The following is a 3,705-nucleotide window of genomic DNA, read 5'->3' as shown; positions in this document are numbered from 1 at the left end:
CGCAATCGGATATATCGCTCCGATCGAGATGGAGCTAAAAGCCGCTTAAGCCCGTCCACTTTCTCGGGGGAAGATCAAAGGTCTTTGCGCGTGTGCTTGCCCGACGAAAAGAGCCGCCAAGATGCCGACAATGCAAATCGTAAAAATTGATCTCACAAGAACCCCCGATGCCTTCATCACTAACTGCATTTTTGACACAACTCATGAGCGAATTAAACCTTCTTCACTCGGACCCCGTAGGGCGGATTGGAGGCGAAGCCGTAATCCGCCGTTATGTGCCCTTCTGGAGAGGCTGACTACGCCTACGCTCCAATCCGCTCTACGCGCTCACGTCACGTCTTCCGAGCGGATTTTTTCACGGACTTCCTAACTCGCGCTTTGCGCGGTGCTGGACGCCTCTGCGGCGCAACGTAGCGGTGCACCAATTCTGCCAAGCCCTTCTCCAATCCCTTAGCAACTCCAAGAACCGAGCCCATCAGTATGACTCCGCCGGGGACGGCAACGAGCATCAACATGGGATCAAAACCAACAGCGCTTGCCCCCAGAACCGATCCGACCGTTACAGCACTCGCGTTTTTTAGAGTCGCGCCAAGCGCGACGGCGGTCTCAGGAGACCGTTGAACAATAATCTTTCTCCTCTGAAGAGCCTCGAATAATCGGCGACTATCTCCAACTGAGCCAATGTCCTCGGTGACGTAGCGGAAACAAATCTCAAGTTCCCTCGCGGTGGGTCGTCTATATAGCTGGAGGGCATACCGGAGCTGTTCAGGAATATATGGCAGATCAGCTCTTTCCATCTTTACCCAAGCGATGCTGAACGTACCCATTCCCCTATTCACAGCGTCGGCCGAAATGCGGTTGCTTTGCTGATAGGTGAAGTTGGTAGTGAGAACCCTGCTTCGTACGATGTCGCGCCTCATCACCCGCACCTCCCCATGAGAGTTACACGCACTGCGTGTATTCTGCTGTGAACCATAGAGGCGGTCAATGTCTACCCCGCCCTGTTCTTCTGCTGTTTCAGGTACGCAATTGTCACCTCAGCGAACATGGTAAAGCGTCGAGGTTTCGGCGAGCGGTCATGATCGCACTGCGTTGGCTAAGAACGGCGGATTACGCCTTCCGCCTTCGCTTTGAGCTACGGCGGACAGGCCGGCTTCCAATCAGCCCTACGAGCCATTGTTCACAGATGCTGAGCTGAGCCCAGCCCTTGAGACTCAAACTCACCCCGCCACCAGCAACCGCAACGTCGCATCATACCGAACACCCTGCTGTCCAACGAGGGCCATCGCATCCACCTTGGCGCCGGTATCGTTGTAGGTGCCGAAAAATCCGATGTATTGGACCCGGGCCGCCATCGGTCGCCCGGTCGGGGTATGTTCCTGGCTGGTCATCTTGCCTCTCCAGCTTCCGGCAGAGCACTCATAGCTGCCGGTGTAATAGACGTACGCGTCGCCGCCATGGATCTGGCCGTCTCGGAAGATCAGGATGCCGCCAACGTCATCGGCTACGCCATCGCGTGATTTGGCAGATAGCGAATAGAGCCCGTTCCTGATCATGATTGTTTCCACGCCCGGTCGGCGAACGTTGCCGGCGCATACCCGCTGCCATCCCGTGCGACTTGTCGCTCCGGGAAGCGCGATCTAGGCTTATAACCGGCGGACACCGAAATGGCGACGCAATCGCCCGGGATGGATCCGTCGTCGGGAGGAAATCATGAAAACGCTCATCGCCGCGGCCGTGGTTGCCGGGATCGCCCTTAACGCGGCCAGTGCCGCGCCATTGCCGGAGGCAAAGCCGGACGAGGCGGGATTCTCGCAAGCCGGGCTCGCCCGGCTGGATGATTTCTTCGCCCGCGAGATGCTCGCAAAACGCGTGCCCGGCGCGGTGGTCGCCATCGCGCGCGACGGCAAGCTCGTCCACTACAAGGCCTATGGCCAGCTCGATCCCACAAAAGGCACGCCGATGCCGCTCGATGCCATCTTCGCGTTGGCGTCCATGACCAAGCCGATGGCGGCGGTCGCGGGATTGACGCTGATGGAGCAGGGCCGCCTGCCGCTGCAGGCCAGCCTCTCGCAATACTATCCGGCGTTTGCCGAGATGAACGTCGGCGTGCCGCAGCCGGATGGTTCACTGAAGATGGAAGCGCAGGCCCGGCCGATCACCATTCATGACCTGTATCGCCACACCTCCGGCCTGATGTATGGCGGACGGCCGGACAGTTCGAGCCTGGTCGCGCGCCTCTATCCCGACGGCACCGCACCGGCGATCGAGGGTGATACCCAGGCCTTCATCGATCGCATCACAAAACTGCCGCTGGCGCATCAGCCGGCGACGACATTCGAATATGGCTTCTCGATCGACGTGCTGGGCGCGGTCGTCGAGAAGGTCAGCGAACAACGGCTCGGCGAATATCTCGCTGCGAATGTGTGGAAGCCGCTCGGCATGAAGGACGCCACCTTCCGCCCCGCGGAGGCGCAGCGCGAGCGTCTCGCCCGCCCGTTTCCCAACGACCCGCTCACGGGCAAGCCGCAGTCGATCAAACTCCTCGACACGCCAACCAAGTCCGACTGTGGCGGCGCCTGCGCGTTTGCGACCGTCGGCGACTACATCCGCTTCGGCCAGATGCTGCTCAACGGCGGCGAGCTCGACGGCCAGCGTGTGCTCGGCCCGAAGACGGTGCATCACATGACCAGCAACCACCTTGGGCCCGGCATCAAGAACAACGTGGCCAACGTCGAGCCGCATCGCGGCGGCTTCAGCTTCGGCCTTTCGGTGGCGGTGCGCACCCATGAAGGCCTGTCGGCGGTCCCCGGCAATCCCGGCGAGTTCTCTTGGAACGGCGCCTACGGTACGCAGTTTTTCGCCGATCCAAAGGAGCGTCTCGTCGTGGTGGTCGGAACCGCGGCGCCCGGCGAGTTGCGCAAATATTATCGCGAGCAAGTCCAGGACATCGTCTACGGCGCCATGGTGAAGTGAATGCGCTCCAGCCGGCGCCGCGCAAGACGCGCGAGCGCGATCAGGCGGGCCGCTTGTCGTGCGGTCCGCCTGCTATCGGCTCCGCCAGATGCAGGAATTCGTCGAGCGCGACGGCGCCTTCCGCAACGCTGTGGCACGCGCGACTGTCAATAAAGATCTGCGCGTCATGGTCGAAGATCTCGACGATAAAAAGGGGCTGCCTTGCGGCGCAAGCCGCTGAGGCTGCGTGCATGCGAATTTCATAGTCTCCGATCCACGCCAGGGAAATCGCGGTCGCCTCACCCTCGGGGCGGGACACCAGGCTGACATAGGCTCGGGAAATTCGCAGCGTTGTAAAATTGTATTCCAACGCACGTCCCACAACGAAACCTCGCGCTTTGATGGTCGGCCGCACGATTACCAGCCCCGCCATTACGGGACGCTGGCGGTGAAATTAATATTTCGAAAGATGGTCCGCGGGGGATGACTGCTTAATTTAGACGCCGTCCGCTCCCCGTCATTGCGACCCGGTGGCTCGCAATGACGGCTGGGTGCGACATAGTAGCCCGACGGGCAACTCAATTCTGATTTCCGGAATCCGTGTCAAGTCCCAAATTTCTGAAAATCAAAAATATTCCTGTTTCCATCCGACGCAAATCAGTGCACATCTATCGCCATCCCGTCCCACTCAGAGGGGCGTTGGCCATCGTCACAACGAGGGGCGGGTCGCGGTGGACGCAACAGTTGCGA

General features: G+C 60.1%; 4 protein-coding genes. 1 reads left to right on the top strand and 3 read right to left on the bottom strand.

The genetic code is table 11. The features are described 5' to 3' along the window. Nucleotides 1-332: 332 nt before the first annotated feature. Nucleotides 333-920, bottom strand: coding sequence for a hypothetical protein (locus tag JQ567_RS37755; protein WP_212443517.1), 588 nt, complete (start codon nt 918-920; stop codon nt 333-335). Nucleotides 921-1,220: 300 nt separating this feature from the next. Further along, nucleotides 1,221-1,556, bottom strand: a complete 336-nt coding sequence (locus JQ567_RS37750) for a GrlR family regulatory protein (protein ID WP_212443516.1) — start codon at nt 1,554-1,556, stop codon at nt 1,221-1,223. 157 nt (nt 1,557-1,713) lie between these two features. Here JQ567_RS37750 and JQ567_RS37745 point away from each other — a divergent pair, with 157 nt between their 5' ends. Next, the gene (locus JQ567_RS37745; protein WP_212443515.1) at nt 1,714-2,976 is read left to right on the top strand and encodes a serine hydrolase; all 1,263 of its coding nucleotides are present in this window, start codon (nt 1,714-1,716) and stop codon (nt 2,974-2,976) included. Between the two features lie 40 nt (nt 2,977-3,016). Here JQ567_RS37745 and JQ567_RS37740 read toward each other — a convergent pair whose 3' ends face one another. Next, nucleotides 3,017-3,370: a hypothetical protein gene (locus tag JQ567_RS37740; protein WP_212443514.1), complete on the bottom strand. Its 354-nt coding sequence runs from the start codon at nt 3,368-3,370 to the stop codon at nt 3,017-3,019. Between the last annotated feature and the right edge of the window lie 335 nt (nt 3,371-3,705).

The organism is Bradyrhizobium sp. AUGA SZCCT0431 (genome assembly GCF_018131065.1).
GTDB lineage: Bacteria > Pseudomonadota > Alphaproteobacteria > Rhizobiales > Xanthobacteraceae > Bradyrhizobium.
The sequence above is the reverse complement of the archived record's forward strand: the minus strand, read 5'-3'. Positions and strand labels throughout refer to the sequence as shown.

Excerpts from the sequence above, each read along its gene's own strand:
- JQ567_RS37755 (WP_212443517.1), bottom strand. The coding sequence starts at position 920 with ATGAGGCGCGACATCGTACGAAGCAGGGTTCTCACTACCAACTTCACC.
- JQ567_RS37750 (WP_212443516.1), bottom strand. The coding sequence starts at position 1,556 with ATGATCAGGAACGGGCTCTATTCGCTATCTGCCAAATCACGCGATGGC.
- JQ567_RS37745 (WP_212443515.1), top strand. The coding sequence starts at position 1,714 with ATGAAAACGCTCATCGCCGCGGCCGTGGTTGCCGGGATCGCCCTTAAC.